Origin of the sequence: Amycolatopsis sp. NPDC049691, assembly GCF_040675005.1 — a bacterium.
GTDB lineage: Bacteria > Actinomycetota > Actinomycetes > Mycobacteriales > Pseudonocardiaceae > Amycolatopsis.
Map to the genome: position 1 here is coordinate 444,465 of NZ_JBFANX010000003.1, position 17,661 is coordinate 462,125.

16 protein-coding genes and 1 pseudogene are annotated in these 17,661 nt (G+C 71.4%); 10 read left to right on the plus strand and 7 right to left on the minus strand.

Annotated features, from left to right (window positions below):
- Window positions 1-36: 36 nt before the first annotated feature.
- The 4 genes from AB0J40_RS09185 to AB0J40_RS09200 are packed head-to-tail and all read left to right on the plus strand — an operon-like array spanning window position 37 to window position 3,221.
- Window positions 37-1,416: a ferredoxin reductase family protein gene (locus AB0J40_RS09185; RefSeq protein WP_364449735.1), complete on the plus strand. Its 1,380-nt coding sequence runs from the start codon at window positions 37-39 to the stop codon at window positions 1,414-1,416.
- A gap of 13 nt (window positions 1,417-1,429) precedes the next feature.
- Window positions 1,430-1,882 carry an FMN-binding protein gene (locus AB0J40_RS09190; protein WP_364449738.1) on the plus strand — a complete coding sequence of 151 codons (453 nt, stop codon included), beginning with the start codon at window positions 1,430-1,432 and terminating at the stop codon, window positions 1,880-1,882.
- A 41-nt stretch (window positions 1,883-1,923) separates the two neighbouring features.
- Window positions 1,924-2,625, plus strand: coding sequence for an FAD:protein FMN transferase (locus tag AB0J40_RS09195; protein WP_364449741.1), 702 nt, complete (start codon window positions 1,924-1,926; stop codon window positions 2,623-2,625).
- A 44-nt stretch (window positions 2,626-2,669) separates the two neighbouring features.
- Window positions 2,670-3,221 carry a hypothetical protein gene (locus tag AB0J40_RS09200; protein ID WP_364449743.1) on the plus strand — a complete coding sequence of 184 codons (552 nt, stop codon included), beginning with the start codon at window positions 2,670-2,672 and terminating at the stop codon, window positions 3,219-3,221.
- A gap of 478 nt (window positions 3,222-3,699) precedes the next feature.
- Here AB0J40_RS09200 and AB0J40_RS09205 read toward each other — a convergent pair.
- Window positions 3,700-4,578, minus strand: a pseudogene (locus tag AB0J40_RS09205) (molybdopterin-dependent oxidoreductase); the annotation flags it as partial.
- A gap of 253 nt (window positions 4,579-4,831) precedes the next feature.
- Here AB0J40_RS09205 and AB0J40_RS09210 point away from each other — a divergent pair.
- From AB0J40_RS09210 to AB0J40_RS09225, 4 genes are all read left to right on the plus strand, one after another.
- A complete protein-coding gene (locus tag AB0J40_RS09210) occupies window positions 4,832-5,242 on the plus strand; it encodes a metalloregulator ArsR/SmtB family transcription factor (protein ID WP_364449745.1) in 411 nt (136 codons plus the stop codon).
- Complete coding sequence (locus AB0J40_RS09215; protein ID WP_364449748.1) at window positions 5,239-6,918, plus strand: SulP family inorganic anion transporter; 1,680 nt, start codon at window positions 5,239-5,241, stop codon at window positions 6,916-6,918. The genes AB0J40_RS09210 and AB0J40_RS09215 overlap by 4 nt, the downstream gene beginning before the upstream one ends.
- Before the next feature lie 61 nt (window positions 6,919-6,979).
- The gene (locus tag AB0J40_RS09220) at window positions 6,980-8,218 is read left to right on the plus strand and encodes an acetyl-CoA hydrolase/transferase C-terminal domain-containing protein (protein ID WP_364449751.1); all 1,239 of its coding nucleotides are present in this window, start codon (window positions 6,980-6,982) and stop codon (window positions 8,216-8,218) included.
- Between the two features lie 162 nt (window positions 8,219-8,380).
- Entirely contained in the window at window positions 8,381-9,568 is a 1,188-nt protein-coding gene (locus AB0J40_RS09225) for a globin domain-containing protein (RefSeq protein WP_364449753.1), read from the plus strand.
- 283 nt (window positions 9,569-9,851) lie between these two features.
- Here AB0J40_RS09225 and AB0J40_RS09230 read toward each other — a convergent pair whose 3' ends face one another.
- Window positions 9,852-10,064: a hypothetical protein gene (locus AB0J40_RS09230; RefSeq protein ID WP_364449755.1), complete on the minus strand. Its 213-nt coding sequence runs from the start codon at window positions 10,062-10,064 to the stop codon at window positions 9,852-9,854.
- Between the two features lie 231 nt (window positions 10,065-10,295).
- Here AB0J40_RS09230 and AB0J40_RS09235 point away from each other — a divergent pair, with 231 nt between their 5' ends.
- On the plus strand, window positions 10,296-10,523 hold the full coding sequence (locus AB0J40_RS09235) for a hypothetical protein (RefSeq protein WP_364449758.1): 228 nt from the start codon (window positions 10,296-10,298) through the stop codon (window positions 10,521-10,523).
- 98 nt (window positions 10,524-10,621) lie between these two features.
- On the opposite strand, the gene AB0J40_RS09240 is transcribed toward AB0J40_RS09235, so the two are convergent.
- The 5 genes from AB0J40_RS09240 to AB0J40_RS09260 all read right to left on the minus strand — a co-directional run bounded on the left by AB0J40_RS09240 (window position 10,622) and on the right by AB0J40_RS09260 (window position 16,403).
- A complete protein-coding gene (locus AB0J40_RS09240) occupies window positions 10,622-10,768 on the minus strand; it encodes a sigma 54 modulation/S30EA ribosomal C-terminal domain-containing protein (RefSeq protein ID WP_364449761.1) in 147 nt (48 codons plus the stop codon).
- Window positions 10,756-11,265, minus strand: a complete 510-nt coding sequence (locus tag AB0J40_RS09245; RefSeq protein WP_364449763.1) for a hypothetical protein — start codon at window positions 11,263-11,265, stop codon at window positions 10,756-10,758. Before AB0J40_RS09245 ends, AB0J40_RS09240 begins: the two co-directional genes overlap by 13 nt.
- Window positions 11,262-13,001: a cytochrome c oxidase subunit I gene (gene ctaD, locus AB0J40_RS09250; RefSeq protein ID WP_364449766.1), complete on the minus strand. Its 1,740-nt coding sequence runs from the start codon at window positions 12,999-13,001 to the stop codon at window positions 11,262-11,264. Before ctaD ends, AB0J40_RS09245 begins: the two co-directional genes overlap by 4 nt.
- Before the next feature lie 133 nt (window positions 13,002-13,134).
- Window positions 13,135-15,816: a pyruvate, phosphate dikinase gene (gene ppdK, locus AB0J40_RS09255; RefSeq protein ID WP_364449769.1), complete on the minus strand. Its 2,682-nt coding sequence runs from the start codon at window positions 15,814-15,816 to the stop codon at window positions 13,135-13,137.
- Window positions 15,817-16,010: 194 nt separating this feature from the next.
- Entirely contained in the window at window positions 16,011-16,403 is a 393-nt protein-coding gene (locus tag AB0J40_RS09260) for an HPF/RaiA family ribosome-associated protein (protein WP_364449771.1), read from the minus strand.
- Between the two features lie 193 nt (window positions 16,404-16,596).
- Here AB0J40_RS09260 and AB0J40_RS09265 point away from each other — a divergent pair, with 193 nt between their 5' ends.
- Window positions 16,597-17,595 (plus strand): hypothetical protein, encoded by a 999-nt coding sequence (locus tag AB0J40_RS09265; protein WP_364449774.1) that lies wholly within the window; start codon window positions 16,597-16,599, stop codon window positions 17,593-17,595.
- Window positions 17,596-17,661 lie beyond the last annotated feature (66 nt).

Here is a 17,661-nt window from a genome sequence, read left to right on the forward strand (position 1 = left end):
GGTGGTTCCGAGAGAGATCACCCCTCGAGGAGCCCGATGTCCACCCTCGTCGCCCGCCGCGTCGCACCGCCTCCGGTCCGCACGTGGTGGCGGGACGCCGCGGGCCTGACGGCTTGGCTGAGCGTGCTGTTCGTGGTCGCCCTCTGGGTCTCCGGAGGAGGCCTGCAGGACCTCGGCGCCGACGTCCTGACTTCCGCCGGGCGGCTCACCGGGCTGCTGTCGGCCGACCTCCTGCTGCTGCAACTGCTGCTGATGGCCCGGATCCCGTGGGTGGAGCGCAGTTACGGCCAGGACGAGCTGGCCCGCAGGCACCGGCTGGCCGGGTTCACTTCGATCACGCTGCTGGCCGCGCACCTGGTGCTCATCACCCTCGGCTACGCGGCGACCGATCGCTCCGGCGTCGTGACCGAAACCTGGGCGCTGGTCACGACCTACCCGGGCATGCTCCTGGCCGCGGCGGGCTCGGCGGCGCTGGTCATGGTCGCGGTGACGTCGGCGCGCGTGGCCCGGCGACGCTTGCGGTACGAGTCGTGGCACCTGCTGCACCTCTACGCCTACCTCGGCGCCGGCCTCGCCCTGCCACACCAGCTGTGGACCGGCGCCGACTTCACCGCGTCCCCCGTCGCGACCGCGTTCTGGTGGACCGCGTACGCCGTGGCAGCGGCGGCGGTGCTCGTGTTCCGCGTCGGACTGCCGGTCCGCCTCAACGTCCGGCACCGGCTCGTCGTCGACCAGGTGGTGCGGGAGGGTCCCGGCGTCGTTTCGGTGTACCTGCGCGGCCGCCGGCTCGATCGGCTTCCCGTCGCGGCGGGCCAGTTCTTCGTGTGGCGGTTCGTCTCGGGTCCCGGCTGGACGCGCGGCAAGCCGTTCTCCCTCTCGGCCGCTCCCGACGGTCAGCGGCTCAGAATCACGGCGAAGGACCTCGGGCCCGGCAGCCGCCGGCTCGCCACTCTGCCACCCGGCACTCCCGCGCTGGTCGAAGGGCCGTACGGCAGGCTCACCGGCACCGTCCGGAAAGGACGGAAGCTCGCGATGTTCGCGTCCGGCATCGGGATCACCCCGCTGCGCGCGCTGCTGGAGGAACTGCCCTACCGGCCCGGCGAAGCCGTGCTCTTCCTCCGCGCCGGGCGGCAGCGGGACCTGTTGTTCCGCGCCGAGCTCGAAACCCTCGCGGCGCGACGCGGCATCCGGCTCCACTACCTGCTCGGCCGCCGCTCCCGTGACCGCGCGTCCTGGCTGCCGGCGGGCTACGCGCCGGTGCCGGATGACACGGTGCTACGCCACCTCGTGCCCGACATCGCCGACCACGACGTCTACGTCTGCGGACCCGACGCGTGGACCGGCGCCGTGCTCGACACCGCCCGCCGGGCCGGCGTCCCCGCCGACCGTGTCCACTCCGAACGGTTCGGCTGGTAGGAAAGGACTTCCGATGCGCAGGATCGCCATCGCCGCCGCGGCGACCGTCTCGGTCGTCGTGCTGCTGTTCAGCTACCGCACCAGTACCGACCAGACCCCGGTCGCCACCGGGCGGCCACTCGGCGGCGGGACGCAGCCGACTCGGACCACGACCCCGGCCACCCCCGCGACGCCGGGCTCCGCCGGCGGGAGCGGCACGTTCACCGGTGACGCCGCCGACACCCGCTACGGCCCCGTACAGGTGCAGATCACCGTCTCGGGCGGCAAGATCACCGACGCCCAAGCCGTCCAGTACCCCCAGGAGAGCGGCCGCGACGTCCGGATCAACTCCGCCGCCGTACCGGAACTGAACCAGGAGACACTGCAGGCCCAGAGCGCGCAGATCGACACCGTGAGCGGCGCGACCTACACCTCCGAGGGCTACCAGCAGTCCCTGCAGTCCGCGATCGACGCGGCCCACCGGTGAAGGCCGCCCGCCGGGAACGCCGGTCCTGGAGCCGGCCGGTCATGGGCACCCAGGCCAGCCTGCACTTGCGAGGTCCCCGCGTGGACACCGATCCCGCGGTCGAACCGGCCGTGGCCGCCGTGTTCGGGTATCTGCGTGCCACCGACGAGCTGTTCAGCACCTACCGGCCCGACAGCCAGGTCAGCGCGCTTCGCCGTCGGGAACTGCCTCGTGCGGAGTGGCATCCATGGCTTGCGGAGGTCGTGGCGTTGTGCGAAGAAGCCCGGGAGCGCACCGACGGCTACTTCGACCCGTGGCGGCTGCCCGGCGGTTTCGACCCGTCCGGGCTGGTGAAAGGCTGGGCGGCCGAGAAGGCCGCGGTTCGCCTCGCCCGGTTACGTGGATTGGACCACTACCTGAACGCCGGCGGCGACATCACCGCCGGCGTCCACGGTTCCCACGCGCCGGCGTGGCGGGTCGGCGTCGAAGACCCCGCCGACCCAAGCACGTTTCTCGCCGTGCTGGAGCTGCGTACCGGAGCCCTGGCGACGTCCGGCTCGGCCGCCCGCGGCCCGCACATCGTCGACCCGCACACCGGCCTGCACGCCACGAAGCTGCTTTCGGTGACGGTCACCGGCCCGACCCTGCTGTGGGCCGACGTCCTCGCCACGGCCGCCTTCGCCCGTGGGGGCGACGACGTCAAGCAGTGGGTTTCGGCGCGGGCACCGGGATACGAGGTCGCCGCGCTCGCTCGTGCCCCCTGAACCGGAGCCTGCCCCGACAACCCGACACCCTCACGAAGGACATCATGACCACCGTCAACGGCCTGCCCGCCCACATCCTGCTCGTGCACGCCATCGTCGTCCTGCTTCCCCTCGCCGCCCTGTTGCTGGTGCTGAGCGCGCTGTGGCCCGCCGTCCGCCGCAAGGTCGCCGGGCCGAACGCGATCCTGTCCGTCCTCGTCGTGGTCCTCGTTCCGATCACCACGGAAGCGGGCGAATGGCTGGAACGCCGCGTGGCTTCGACGCCGCTCGTGCGCGCCCACACCGAACTCGGCGACACCGCGCTTTACGTGGCGATCCCGGTGGCCGTCCTCGCGGTCGTCGTCTGGTGGCGTCGTCGCGAAAGCCTGCAGGCCCCGACCGGCACGGCGAGCGCCGGCTCGACCACGGTCGCCACACGCCGCCGCACTTTCCTGGCTCCGACGTCGACCGCGGTGACGGTGGTGCTCGCCGTGCTGTCGATCGCGGCCGCGGGCGCGGCCTGCTACGACATCGTCCGGATCGGGGATTCCGGCGCCCAGGCCACCTGGCAGGGTCAGTTCAGCTCCGCCCCGGCACCGCGCGAACCCGAGCACTGACATCGCGCCTTGTAGAACCGCCCGCGCGGACATAACCGTCGACATCGGCGTTCAGGAAGCCGACCCCGGCGAACCCGTTCGCCTGCAGATCGACCAGGCCGGGCACGGCAAGCCCGGCCCGGCGCCGGGCAGGCCGACCGCACTCACCTGTCCGTTCTCGCGGTCCACTTCGACGTCACCACGCCGCTACCCGCCACCGACCAGGGCAGCGCCATCGGCTCCTCCGCCTTCAGCCCGGACGGGACAGCGTTCGCAGTCACTACCAGGGCGGCGCGACGTCACCGACCGGTCGCGGCTCGCACAGCTTCGGCCCGGTCATCGTCCGGGCGCGCGATCCGGGTGACCAGCTCAGCCATCACCGTGACGTCCCCGCGGCTGTGCGCCGCGCGGACACGGCTGATCAACGCGACTACCTCGACGCGTTCCCGTGTCAGACAGCCGCAGTACTCACACACGCTGGTGCTGGTGCAGCGAACGCCGCGAGCCAGTCGTCGGCGAACTTCACGTTGTCGGCGTAGTCGGGGCTGACCGCGACGACCTTGGAGCCGCGATAGCGGGCCTCGGCGAGGAAGTGCGCGTCCGGGGTGCGCGTCACCGGGATGTTCGAGCCCCACATCATCAGGTAGGTCGAGTTCCACCAGTCGCCGGCTTCAGGGACGTCGGTCTGGTCACCCCACACCTGCGGCGACGCGACCGGCAGGTCGGCGTACCAGTCGTAGAACGACAGCAGCGTCCCGCCCAGCAGCGCGTGGTACCGGGTTCCGGCGGCGAAGGACGCCATCGACATCGCGGGGATCGGCGAGAAGCCGACCACGCGGTCGGGTCCGAAGGTCTTGGTCGTGTACACGTGTGCGGCGGCCACCATCGTGGCCGCCTCGTCGAACGTGGCCCGCACGAACCCGCCGCGGCCACGCTGTCCCTTGTAGGCCTCCGCCTTGCGGGGGTCCTCGACGATGTCCGCCCACGCCTTGACCGGGTCACCGAACCGCTTCACGCCCGCCCGGAACATGGTGAGCAGCGAGCCGCGCACGTAAGGGTGCCGCACCCGCGACGGCGAGTACTCGTACCAGGAGAACGACGCACCCCGCGGACAGCCGCGCGGCTCGTAGTCCGGGCTGTCCGGACCGGTCGTCGGGTAATCGGTCGCCTGGTGCTCCCAGGTGATCAGGTCGTCCTTGACGAAAACGTTCCACGAGCACGACCCGGTGCAGTTCACCCCGTGCGTGGAGCGCACGACCCGGTCATAGCTCCACCGATCGCGGTAGAAGGACTCCCACGCACCCGAGTCGATCTGGTGCAAGGTGCGGCCGTGGTCGCCGACGGTCTCCTTCGTCAGGAACCGGCGGACGCCGAGCAGCGGGCCGTGCCCGGGAACGTGGTCGTTCGCCGGCGCCGCGGGATCTGGATGGCTGAACACGATGACGCGGCTCCTTCAGGCGGGACGGCGACACCACCCGGTGTCCGTCGGACACCGCTCAGCCTCGACGAAGGCGCCGGATCGATCACCAGGCGAATGTCACGGCTCGGATGGACTTTCGTCCTTCGCGCACGACGGCCCGGATCCAGCACGGGTTGATGGATTGATAGAATCATCAATCCAGGAGGTGCTCATGCCCGCGAGATCCCGCACCACGGAGCCGCTGTACCGGATCAAGGCCGACCTGTTCAAGTGCCTCGCGCACCCGACCCGGATCCAGGTGCTGGAGGTGCTGGCCGCCGCCGGTGACGAGGGCGCGCCGGTGACGCGGCTGCTCGAGGTGACCGGCTGCGAAGCCTCCCAGCTGTCCCAGCACCTCGCGGTACTGCGTCGCTCCCGCGTCGTCACCTCGTCGCGAACCGGCAACGCCGTCGAGTACTGGCTCGCCGAACCGCTCGTGGCCGAGCTCCTCGTGGTCGCCCGCGCCTTTCTGATGGCCGGGCTGCGTCCCGGTTCGGAGCAGCTGCGTGCCGCGCGCGAGCTGCCGCCGCTGCCCGGCGCGAGTCCGCAAGCCGTGCTCGACGCGATCGCGGCCCGGGCGTGAACGCCCGCGACCTGCTGCCCGGCCGGGGTGACTACGACCTCCACGGGCCCGTGCTGCGCGCGGACCTCCTCGCCGGGGTCACCGTCGGTGTCGTGGCCCTGCCACTGGCCCTGGCCTTCGGCGTCAGTTCGGGCGCGGGGCCGGCAGCGGGGCTGGTCACGGCGGTCGTGGCGGGGATCGTGGCCGCGGTGTTCGGCGGCTCCCCGGTCCAGGTGTCCGGGCCGACCGGCGCGATGGCCGTCGTCCTGGCCCCGATCGTCGCGGCCCACGGGCCGTCGTCGATCGCCTTGGTCTCCATCCTCGGCGGTCTGGTCGTGCTCGTCGCCGGAGCCGCCCGACTGGGCCGGCTGGTCGGTTTTCTGCCGTGGCCGGTGGTCGAGGGCTTCACGCTCGGCATCGCCTGCATCATCTTCCTGCAGCAGATCCCCGCGGCCGTCGGCACCACCGCGTCGCCGGGGAAGAATCCGCTCCTGGCCGCGGCCGGCGCCGTCGCCCATGCCGTGACCGGCGGCGGCCCGGCCGTCTGGACGATCGCGACCGTGGCACTGGTCGCCGTGCTCATGCTGGTGCTGCCCAAGCTGCACCGCGGGATACCGGCGTCCCTGCTCGCGGTCGCCGCGGCGACCGTCGCCGCCGAGGTCGTCCACGCGCCACTCCCGCGGATCGGCGGCCTGCCGAACACCCTGACTCCGGCGCTGCCGTCCTTCAGCCTCGGTGCGGTCGGCGACCTCACCGGAGCGGTCGTCGCGGTCGCCGCGCTGGCAGCCATCGAATCCCTGCTTTCCGCTCGCGTCGCCGTCACGATGACCCGCGGCGGGCCACCGGTGGGGCCGACCCGCCCGGACCGCGAACTGGTCGGCCAGGGACTCGCCTCGATCGCCAGCGGTCTCTTCGGTGGCATGCCCGCCACCGGCGCGATCGCCCGCACCGCCGTCAACGTCCGCTCCGGCGCCCGGACCAGGCTGGCGGCCATCACGCACGCACTGGTGATCCTCGCGGTGATCTACGCGGCCACCGGACTCGTGTCCCGGATCCCGCTGGCCGCGCTGGCCGGCGTCCTCATGGTCACCAGCCTGCGGATGGTGCCGTTCGGTACGATCCGCGAGGTCGTTCAGGCGAGCCGCTCCAGCGCGGCCACCTTCGCCGTGACCGCTCTCGTGACCGTCGCGGCGGACCTCATCCTCGCGGTGGAGATCGGCCTGCTCGTCGCCGCCTTCTTCGCCCTGCGCCACCTCGCCGGCGCCGCCCACACCCGCCGCGACCCGCTGCCCGGCCCCACCACCCCCGGCGACGAACACATCGCGGTCCTCGGCTTCGAAGGCGCCATGTTCTGGGGCGCCTCCGATCGCATCGTCACCGGAATCGCCGGCACCACCGACGACGTCCTCGTCGTCATCCTGCGGCTGTCCCGCCTGCACCTGCTCGACGCCACCGGCGCGAAAGCGCTGGGCGAAGCGATCGAAGAACTGGAAGCCCGCGGGATCACGGTGCTGGTGAAGGGAATCCGGCCGCACCACCGGCACCTGCTGGCGGCCACCGGCGCCCTCGGCAAACTCCGGCACGAGAACCACCTGTTCACCGACCTGGACGAGGCGGTCGCCCACGCCCGGTCACACGTGCGACGGGCGCTTACCGTCGGCCTCACCGGGCGGATCGGCCACCACCATCCTGACTGAGGCGTCCGGACCACACGGTTCGGGCATGATCGGCAGGAAACAACGAGCGGAAAGGCCGCCGATGCGGATCTTGTCGGAGTCACAGCTGGGCGCCGTACTGGCCGGGGTGCCAGGACCGGCGCCCAGGGTCGTCGTCAGCGGGAACTTCGCCACGCCCGCACGGGCGCTGGCCGTCCTGGACGCCGCGCTGCCGGAGTACCGGCTGTTCGCCCTGAACGCGCAGGCGGGCATGCCGGATCGAGAAGGTGTGCTGCTCGAGACGCCCTTCGTCGGCCCAGGAATGCGGCAACGGGCCGGTCTGCGGTACTTCCCGTGCCGGTTGTCGCTGGCCCCCGAGCTGCTCAAGCACTCGCTCCCACCGGACGTCGTCCTGATCCACACGTCCCCGCCCGTGGACGGCACGGTGTCGCTGGGCACCGAAGTCAACATCCTGCCCGCGGCGATCGAAGCGGTCCGGGCCCGTGGCGGCCTGGTCGTGGCGCAGCTCAACCCGAACATGCCGTTCACCTACGGCGACGGCGTGCTGCCCCTGGACGAGATCGACCACGCCATCGAGGTCGACGAACCGCTGCTGTCCCCCGAGCTGCGGCGACTGGGCGACGCGGCGCGCACGATCGGCGGGCGGGTCGCCGAACTGGTGGCGGACGGCGCGACGCTGCAACTTGGGATCGGCGGGATCCCGGACGCGACGCTGGCGGCGTTGACCGCGCGACGGGGACTCGCGGTGTGGTCGGAGATGTTCAGCGACGGCGTGCTCGCGCTCGACCGGGCCGGGGCGCTCGACCCGGCCGCGCCGGTGACGGCGTCGTTCGTGTTCGGCAGCACCGAGCTGTACAAGTGGGTCGACCGCAACCCGCGGGTCCGCTTGCTGCGGACCGAGAAGACCAACGACCCGGCGGTGATCGCCCGGCAGCGTGGCCTGGTCTCGGTCAACAGCGCCCTGGAGGTCGACCTGTTCGCCCAGGCCAACGCCGGCCGGGTGCGCGGGGCGATCTACTCGGGGTTCGGCGGCCAGACCGACTTCGTGGTCGGCGCCCTGCATTCCCCGGGCGGGCGCGCGATCATCGCGCTCCCGTCCTGGCACCCGAAGGCGAACGTGTCGACCGTCGTGCCCCGGCTGGCAGGTCCTGTCACCTCCTTCCAGCACAGCTTCATCGTCAGCGAGAACGGCACCGCGACCATCTGGGGCAACGACTCGAGCGAGCAGGCCCAGCAGATCGTGGACCGGGTCGCCCACCCGGACGTCCGCGACGACCTCCGGGAACGGGGGCGAGAGCTCGGGTTCGCTCTCCGCGGTTGATCCGATCGGCCGAATCCCCTTGGTGACCAAGGTCCTCGGCTGAGGGCCCGAAGATCCCTGTGGTCTGGCACGTCGTTTCGGCAAGATCGGGAACGAGTCCGGTTCCGGTGGCATCGGCGCCGTCGTAGGACCTGTGCCCGTTCCCCATCCGAGGAGAATTCCTTGCTGTCGCCTGCATCCGCCGCGGTGGTTCGCGCCACCTTGCCCGTGGTTCGTGCGCACGCCGTGGAGATCACCGGTGAGTTCTACTCGTCGATGTTCGCCGCCCAGCCCGAGCTGCTCGACCTGTTCAACCAGGGCAACCAGGCCGACGGCCGGCAGAAGCTGGCACTGGCGGCCGCCGTCGCCGGTTTCGCGGAACACCTGCTCGCCGGGGAAGCCGTTCCCTTCGGCCAGATCGCCGAGCGGATCGCCCACAAGCACGTCTCGCTGGGCGTCCGCGCCGAGCAGTACCCCATCGTCGGCCACCACCTGCTCACCGCCGTCGGCACCGTTCTCGGCGACGCGGTCACTCCCGAAATCGCCGCCGCCTGGCAGGAGGTCTATTGGCTGCTCGCCTGCCGGCTGATCGCCGCCGAAGCCCGCCTCTACGAGCGCGGCGACCTCGACCCCGCCGACCTCTGGCGCCGCTGGCGCGTCGCCAAGCGCCTCGACGAAGCCGTCGACACCGTCTCGTTCACCCTGGTGCCCGACGACGGCGGGGCCGTCCCGGACTTCGCCCCCGGCCAGTACGTCTCGGTCGCCGTCGACCTGCCCGGCGGCCACCGCCAGCCTCGCCAGTACTCCCTTTCGCAGGGCCCCGGGCGTGGTTCGCTGCGGATCACCGTCCGCCGCCTCCGCGGCCGCGCCGGCGCACCGGACGGCGCGGTCTCGAACCACCTGCACGACCGCGTCACCGAAGACGACGTCCTCCTGCTCGGCCCGCCCGCCGGCGAGACGACCCTCGATCCCGGCGACGGACCGGTGCTGCTCGTCAGCGCCGGCATCGGGATCACCCCGATGGCCGCCGTGCTGGACCACCTCGCCCGCACCCAGCCGACCCGGCGCGTCATCCTCGCCCACGCCGACCGCTCTCCCGCCCACCACGCGCTGCGCCGCGAATGCGCCCAGACCGCGACGGGCCTGGCCGAGGCCGACGAACTGCGCTGGTACGAGAACGACCACGACGCGCATTCGCGGCCCGGGCTCATGGACGTCGACGCGCTGCCGCTGCCTCCGGGAACCACCGCCTACCTGTGCGGCCCGCTCCTGTTCATGCACGCCATCCGCGCCGGGCTCATCCGACGCGGCCTGCCCGCCGAGCACATCCGCTACGAGGTCTTCGGCCCCGGCATGCTCGACCGGGACTGACCGGAGTTTCCTTTACCGGCCTGGCGGCCGGGTACGGCAAGTAGTGACCGAGGCCGACCTTCTGCGCGGCCGGATCCTGCCCGATCCACGAACTCTGCCCCACGAGGACGCGCCTCCGCCTGGCGATGGCGAGCCCGCGACCGTGGCAGGTCGCGGTGCCCGACGGGGGCGTCACGCTGACCGGCGAAGGCGCCGACGCATCGGAACGCCACATCGCGACGGTCATCGCCGGCGCGCTGCCCGGACGTGGTGGCGGGCGCCGGTTCACGGCGCCACAGGAGGCTCAGACAGCGGTGTGTGCGACGTGCCGGCCGCTTACCGAGGCGTGGACGTCGGCGAGCACCGCGGCGGGCACGGCCGGGTGCCCGGTCTTCCGGGTCACGACGGTGAGGGCGCCGAGCGGGTACATTGCGCCGAATGCCCGCGCCCGCGAAAGCGCGTCGTCGAGCAGGGTGGGATCGATGCCGGGCCCGACCTCGGCGGATGAACTGTTCACCCCTTCACCATGCCCACCCGGCCCCGGGGCCGCGCAGGGCCCTTGGTCACCGACCGCCGCCCCGGAAGACCCCATCTTGGAAGTCCCGACCGCCGATGTGGACCGCGCCGGACGCGGGAACAACGACTCCATCCGGACGGGCAGATCGGCCCGCCGGGTCCTGGCCTTCTCCCCTGCACCCACCGCCCGCCGAGCGGGATCATAGAGGGACGGGGAGAAGAGGAGGCCGGCATGCGACTCGCCCACCGCACCAAGCAGCTCGGTCCAGCCCGGGCTGGCGGATTCCCCACCGGGCTGCGCGTGCGCGCACACAGCGGCCAGTTCGACGGCCAGACCGGAGTCGTGGTCGACCACGCACCGGACCTCCGCCCCGGGTCCGTGTGGATCGAATTCAGCCCGGGCCACGCACGGCTGGTGCCCGGCTATCGGCTCGACGTCGCCGGCGACGCGGAGGACTGAGGCAGCGTTCCGGCTTCCGCCGGAAACGCCGACGCCGGCGTTCAGGCCCGCACGATCGTTCCCGCGGTACCCGCGACGAGGTCCCCGGCGCGTGCCGGTCATGCCGCGGTGACGAGCCCGTAGTGCCCGTCGTAGCGCAAGTACAGCACAGCGCCCCGTTCGGTGCCCGAGTCCCGGAAGAACAGGAATGGCAGCTCGAGGGCGTCGAGCCGTTCGCCGGCCGCCTCGGCGGTCAGCCGGGGCACCGGGTGGACGTTGACGACCCACGGCGTCTGGCCAGTGCCGCGTCGTCCGGACGGATCGTCCTCAGTGGACAGCGCTGGTGGCGCACGATCTCCCGCTGCCCGGCCGGACGCGGAAGCGACGGCGGCTCGCCGGGCGGTGGCGGCCACAGCCTCGGCACGGCCGGGTTCTGCAGCCGAGCCAGCTGTTCACCGAGCCGTTTCCGGAGCAACGTGGCCGCTTCCTGGAAGAACACACCGGTCAGCTGGGCCCGCAGCGGCTGCCCGTCGACGACGAGGTTCGCCTGGACGAGCGCGGGCCGCGGCACGGCGGGCTTCCGGTACACCGTGAGCTTGAGCTTCGCGGATTCGACTTGGCCAGGCGCCCGCCGGAGCACACCGTCGATCCGGCGGCGGACGTACTCCCGGGCGGCCGGGAGAACGTCACCCGAGATGTCCACGGCCAGGTTGAGCGTGCGCGACAGCGGCTGCCTTTCTCTGGTGGTGACGGGGTCCGTCATCGATCCGCGGGCAGCCGCGGTGGGTCCGCCTCGGCCGCGTGCGTCTTCGGCTTGCCGGTGAGGGTGATTTCGCCCTCGCGGCGGAGGCGTTCCACCATGTGCGGGTAGTGCAGCTCGAACGCGGGCCGCTCGGAGCGGATCCGGGGCAGCTCGGTGAAGTTGTGCCGGGGCGGCGGGCAGGACGTCGCCCACTCCAGCGAGTTGCCGTAACCCCACGGGTCGTCCACCGTGACGATCTCGCCGTACCGGTAGCTCCTGACCACGTTCCAGATGAACGGGAGCACCGAAGCACCGAGCAGGTATGCGCCGACCGTCGAAATGGTGTTGAGCGTGGTGAACCCGTCGGTGCTCAGGTAGTCGGCGTAGCGGCGCGGCATGCCTTCGTTGCCCAGCCAGTGCTGGACGAGGAACGTACCGTGGAAGCCGGTGAACGTGGTCCAGAAGTGCCAGCGGGCCAGGGATTCGTCCATCATCCGGCCGGTGATCTTCGGGAACCAGAAGTAGATGCCGGCGAAGGTGGCGAACACGATCGTGCCGTAGAGCACGTAGTGGAAGTGCGCGACGACGAAGTAGCTGTCCGACACGTGGAAGTCCAGGGCCGGTGCCGCGAGCAGCACGCCGGACAGGCCGCCGAAGAGGAACGTGACCAGGAACCCGACGGAGAACAGCATCGGCGACTCGAAAGTCAGCTGGCCCTTCCACATCGTGCCGATCCAGTTGAAGAACTTGACCCCGGTCGGGACGGCGACCAGGAACGTCATGAAGGAGAAGAACGGCAGCAGCACGGCGCCGGTGGCGTACATGTGGTGCGCCCACACCGCGACCGACAGCGCCGCGATGGACAACGTCGCCCAGACCAGGCCGCGGTAACCGAACAGCGGCTTCCGGCTGAACACCGGCAGTATCTCCGAGACCACGCCGAAGAACGGCAGGGCGAGGATGTAGACCTCGGGATGGCCGAAGAACCAGAACAGGTGCTGCCACAGCACCGCACCGCCGTTGGCCGGGTCGAACACGTGCGCCCCGATCAACCGGTCGGCGAGCAGGCCGAACCCGGCGGCGGTGAGGATGGGGAACACGATCAGCACCAGGATGCTGGTGACCAGGATGTTCCAGGTGAAGATCGGCATCCGCCACATCGTCATCCCCGGCGCGCGCAGGCAGATCACGGTGGTGACCATGTTGACCGCGCCGAGGATCGTGCCGAGACCGCCGACGGCGACCCCGACGATCCAGAGGTTGGGCCCGACCCCGGGCGAGTGGATCGCGTCCGACAGCGGAGTGTAGGCGAACCAGCCGAAGTCGGCGGCGCCACCCGGGGTCAGGAACCCACCCAGCATGATCAGGCCGCCGAACAGGAACAGCCAGAACGAGAACGCGTTCAGCCGCGGGAACGCGACGTCCGGCGAACCGATCTGCAATGGCAGCACGAAGTTCGCGAACCCGAACACACTCGGCGTCGCGTACAGCAGCAGCATCACCGTGCCGTGCATGGTGAACAGCTGGTTGTACTGCTCCTGCGAGAGGAACTGCAGGCCCGGCCGTGCCAGCTCGGAGCGGATCAACATCGCCATCGCGCCCCCGATGAGGAAGAACGCGAAGGTCGCGACCAGGTACATCACGCCGATCTGCTTGTGGTCGGTGGTGCGCAGCAGCCGCAGCAGCCACGCACCCTTGACGCGTTCGCGTCCCGCCTGCGGTCGGATGGCAATCGGGCCGGGTCTCGTGGCCGTCACGGGCGCTCCTGTCTTCTCCGGTCGTCGCACGCGAGGAGTCGACCGCGCCACCCGCCCCGCCCGACAGGGACCAAAGTCCTCTGTGGATATCCCAAAGTCCTCCGGGGACGGGACGCCGCGGCGACTTCGTCCCCTATCGGTTGTCGACGGCGCTGTCGGTCCGGCCGACGGCGGCGCGCCCGGCTTCGAGGCGGGCGACCGGCACGCGGAAGGGCGAGCAGGACACGTAGTCGAGGCCCACCTCGTGGAAGAACCCGATCGACGCGGGGTCGCCGCCGTGTTCGCCGCACACACCCATGACCAGGCCCGGTCGGGTGGCCCGGCCCGCCTCCACGGCGCCGGAGATGAGCCGGCCTACGCCGTCCCGGTCGATCGTCTCGAACGGAGAAACTCCGAAGATGCCCTCGGCGAGGTAGGTGGGGAAGAACGACGCCTCGACGTCGTCACGCGAGAATCCCCACACCGTCTGGGTCAAGTCGTTGGTGCCGAAGGAGAAGAACTCGGCCGAACCGGCGATGCGTCCGGCGGTCACGGCGGCCCGGGGCAGCTCGATCATGGTGCCGATCTCGTACGGAAATCCCGTTTCCGCGGTGATTTCGTCGAGGATCCGCCGAGCGCGGCAGGCCATGATGTCCAGCTCCCGCACGTCGCCGACCAGCGGGATCATGATCTCCACGCGCGGGGTCCCGCCCGCACGCACCCGGGTCGCGGCGGCTTCGGCGATGGCGCGCACCTGCATCTCGTAGAGACCGGGCACGACCAGCCCCAGCCGGACTCCGCGGGTGCCCAGCATCGGGTTCTCTTCGTGCAGCCGATCGACCGCTCGCAGCAGGTCTTCCGGCGCACCCGGCCGGCCCAGTGCCTTGGCCACCGCCACTTCGGCGGTCAGCGCCGTACGGTCGGGCAGGAACTCGTGCAGGGGTGGGTCCAGCAGCCGGATCGTGACCGGTAGCCCGTCCATCTCCTCGAGAATTCGCACGAAGTCCGCTCGTTGCAACGGGAGCAGCGCCACGAGTGCGGACTCGCGCTCGGCGTCGGTCCCGGCCAGGATCAGCCGTTCGACCAACACCCGGCGGTCGCCGAGGAACATGTGCTCCGTGCGGCACAGTCCGACCCCGGTCGCGCCGAGACGGCGGGCCCGTCGCGTGTCCTCCGGAGTGTCGGCGTTCGCCCGCACCTCCAGCCGCCGCCGGGTGTCGGCGTGCGTGATGATCCGGTCGACCGCCTGCAACAGCGCATCGGTTCCGGGCTCGCGGCGGCCTTCGAAGTAGTCGACGACCGGGGACGGCACCACGGCCAGCTCGCCGAGGTACACCTCGCCCGCGGTGCCGTCGATGGAAATCACGGCGCCCTCGGCGACCACCGTGCCGTCCGCGGTCGTGAACCGGCGGTTCGCCGCATCGACGTCCAAGGATTCGGCGCCGCACACGCACGTGCGCCCCAGCCCACGGGCGACGACGGCGGCGTGCGACGTCTTTCCGCCGCGGCTGGTGAGCACGCCCCGGGCGTGGATCAGCCCGTCGAGATCGTCGGGATTGGTTTCCCGCCGTACCAGGATGACGGCGGCGCCTTCCTCCGCCCGGCGGACCGCGGTGGCCGAGTCGAACACCGCCTCGCCGACCGCCGCACCCGGGGACGCCGCCACGCCGGTGGCGACCGGCGACGTGGCAGTGTCGCCGAAGCGGGGAAACATCAGCTGCGCCAGCTGCGCGCCGGTGACCCGACGCAGCGCCTCGTCGGCGTCGATCACGCCTTCTTCGCGCAGGGCCTGGGCGATGCGGAACGCGGCGGCCGCGGTGCGCTTGCCGACCCGGGTCTGCAGCATCCACAGCCGGCCGCGTTCGATGGTGAACTCGATGTCGCACAGGTCGCGGTAGTGCTCCTCCAGCGTCCGCATGATCCCCAGGAGCTGCTCGTAGGCACGGGGATGCAGGTCGGCGAGCCGGTGCAGGGGCAGGGTGTTGCGGATACCGGCAACGACGTCTTCGCCTTGGGCGTCGGCGAGGTAGTCGCCGTAGACGCCGGGCGCCCCGGTGGCCGGGTCGCGGGTGAACGCCACCCCCGTGCCCGAGTCCGCACCCAGGTTGCCGAACACCATCGCGCACACGTTCACCGCGGTGCCCAGGTCCTCCGGAATGTGCTCGGCACGGCGGTACACGTGGGCGCGGTCGGTGTTCCACGACTCGAACACCGAGTCGATCGCGAGGTTCAGCTGCTCGCGCGGGTCCTGCGGGAACTCCCGGCCCGCCCGTTCGCGGACGATGTCCTTGAACGTGGCGGTCAGCGCCCGCAGGTCGGCCGCGTCCAGGCCGAGGTCACCGGTGACGCCCTTGGCCTGCTTCGCCGCCCGCAACGCACCGGCGAAGTGGGTGGCATCGACGCCCAGCACGGTCGTGCCGAACATCTGCACCAGCCGGCGGTAGGAGTCCCACGCCAGCCGCTCGTCCCCCGACCACGCGGCGAGCCCGGTCACCGATTCGTCGGTCAGCCCGATGTCGAGGACGGTGTCCATCATCCCCGGCATCGAGAACCGCGCTCCGGACCGGACCGAAACCAGCAGCGGCTCGTCCACCTGACCGAGCTTGCGGCCCATCGCGCGCTCCAGCGTGTGCAGGTGCTCCGCCACCTCCTCGGCCAGCCCCTCGGGTGGTGCACCGGCGGCCAGGTACGCCCGGCACGCCTCGGTGGTGATCGTGAACCCCGGCGGCACCGGCAGGCCCATCACGGTCATCTCGGCGAGGTTGGCGCCCTTGCCGCCCAGCAGGTCCGCCATGGCGCGGTTGCCCTCGGCGAAGTCGTACACGTACTTGCGCATCGTCATCTCCTGGTCGGTGTCCGAAGTGGACTGCGCCGTTCCGGCGGCCGCCGGAACCGTGAGGCGTCCTCGGCCTGCTCTCCATCGCACCAAGCCAGAGCCGTACCGAACACTGCACAACGGTCCACCGCCGGGTGCCGTAGGTCATCCTTCGGAAGGGCTGTTGGTCCTCGCCCGGAATCCGGCGCGTGGCGTCAGTGCGCACCGGCCGTGGGTGCGGCGGTGTGGGCCGGATCGGCCGGCACGTCCAGGTGACGGATGGACTCCCCGCCCTTGTGCTGGTACAGCCGGCCGAACTTGCTCTCCAGCAAGCTTTCAAGCTTGCGGATGGCACCGTGGCAGGCGTCGGTCACCGAACCGGCGTGATGGGTCACCGAAACAACCCCGTGGCCGGCCAGACGGGCTTCGAGCACGCACCTCCGGTCCAGCCCGGCGGCGCGAGCGGCGACTTCCTCGCCGAGGTGGACTTCCAGACGGGTGATTCGCTCGGCGGACCGGGAGAATGCCGACTCGAGCTCCTGCTCGACGCGTCGCATCAGGGCGTCACTGCCGTGCACGTTCTTGTCGGTGCTGATGTGGATCTGCATGCCCTGATCATCTTCGCCGTGGGCGAGTCCACCCCAGAACCACAGGTCCCTCGCCCGAAGGACCAAAGGCTCCACCGAACCCGGAGGCTCACCGCTGGTGACCTTGTGCTCTTTCGGAGCCCGGTCCACCCGGGAGATCCTCGAGCCGAGCCTTCCGATCCACAGCGTGCCGCGCCGCGGCATGGGGGGAGACATGACTTCAGCCATCACGCCCGTCGGCCTGCTGGACTCCGATCAAGTGAAGTCCGTGCTCGGTGCCGCGGTGCTGGCCCCGTCCACGCACAACACGCAGCCCTGGCGGTTCCGTTGCACCCCCGTGGGCCTCGAGCTGCACGCGGACACCGAACGCGCGCTTCCGGTCGTCGACGCCGACCAGCGGGAGCTGCTGCTCTCCTGCGGGGCGGCGCTGTTCAACCTCCGCACCGCCATCCACGCACTGGGCGCCCACCCCGCCACGACACTGCTCCCCCGCCGTGACGAACCGACCCTGCTGGCCGTCGTCCGGCCCTTCGCCGCCCGCAAACCCGACCCGCGGCTGGTCGAGCTGGCCGACGCGATCCCCCGCCGCCACACCAACCGCACGCCGTTCGAGAAGGCCGCCATCCCCGCCTCCGTGGTGTCCAAGCTTCGGCACGCCGCCGAGATCGAGCAGGCCTGGCTGCCCCGGCTGGACGCCGTCCAGCTGGACCGGCTGCGGGAACTGGTGAACAAGAGCCACCACGCCCAGCTCGCCGACCCGGCGTTCGTCGCCGAGTGGGGGTACTGGACGGGACGTGGCCGGGGCAGCCGCGACGGTGTGCCCGACTACGCCGCCGGAGCGATGCCCGCCGACGACGGCGGCTGGATCCTCCGGGACTTCGGGACCGGGCCCTCGCCCCGGCGCGGCCGGATCGACGAATCCGACCCGCTGGTCGTGGTCATCGGCTCCTTCGGCGACACCCGGCTCGACCGGCTCCGCGCCGGTCAAGCCATGCAGCGGGTGCTGCTGACCGCGACCGCCGCCGGGCTCGACGCGTCGTTCATCTCCCAGCCGGTCGAAGTCCCCAGTGTCCGCGACGAGCTGCGCGACCTGCTCGGCGGTGGCCTGTGGCCGCAGATCGTCCTCCGGCTGGGCCGGGGCAAGCCGGTGGCGTGGACACCGCGCCGGTCGCTGGCCGACGTCCTGCTCGAACCGGACCGGCTCGGCGTCTGATCACCGCGGGGCCGGGTGACCTGCCGGCCGACGATCGTTCGACACGACTTTCCCGGAGGGACCTGG